The organism is Paenibacillus paludis (assembly GCF_042610515.1).
GTDB lineage: Bacteria > Bacillota > Bacilli > Paenibacillales > Paenibacillaceae > Paenibacillus_AQ.
Genome location: NZ_JBGJZP010000054.1, coordinates 1 through 674, shown reverse-complemented (window position 1 = coordinate 674; position 674 = coordinate 1). Strand labels below are relative to the sequence as shown.

The 674-nt window shown below is 60.7% G+C and carries 1 protein-coding gene; it reads left to right on the top strand.

Annotated elements, in window-relative coordinates; genetic code table 11:
• Positions 1–9: 9 nt before the first annotated feature.
• Positions 10–674, top strand: a 665-nt coding sequence (locus ACAN56_RS35390; protein WP_379148785.1) for an AMP-binding protein, incomplete at its 3' end; no start/stop codon positions are given.

Below are 674 nucleotides of genomic sequence, written 5' to 3'. Positions count from 1 at the left end.
CTCGTCGGGATGCTCGGCATCCTGAAGGCCGGCGGGGCGTACTTGCCGATCGATCCGGATTATCCGGCTGAGCGAATCGCCTATACGCTGGCGGACAGCGGGGCGCAGTGGCTGGTGACGACCCGTGACGTCGAGCTTCGGACGCCGGCGCTTCCGTTTGCGGGATGCCGGGTATATGCCTTAGAAACGGAGCCGATGCCCGCGGAGAATCCGCCGCAGGCGACGAAGCCGGAGCATCTGGCCTACGTGATCTATACCTCAGGGACGACCGGAAAGCCGAAAGGGACGATGATTACACACCGGAACGTGGTGCGGCTGTTGTTCAACGACCGCATGGCGTTTGATTTCAACGAACGGGACGTGTGGACGTTGTTCCACTCGTATTGCTTCGATTTTTCGGTATGGGAAATGTACGGAGCGCTGCTTTATGGAGGCAAGCTGGTTGTTGTGCCGCTGATGACGGCGAGGGATCCGAAGCAGATGGTGCGGCTGCTGCGGCAGGAGCGGGTGACGGTGTTGAATCAGACGCCGAGCGCGTTTTATGCGTTGTCAGAGCGGGAAATGGAAGAGGCAGACGCGGAGCTGTGCGTGCGAGCCGTGATCTTTGGCGGAGAAGCGCTGGCGCCGGTCCAGTTGCGGGCATGGCAGCGGAAGTATCCCCATACGGAATTGAT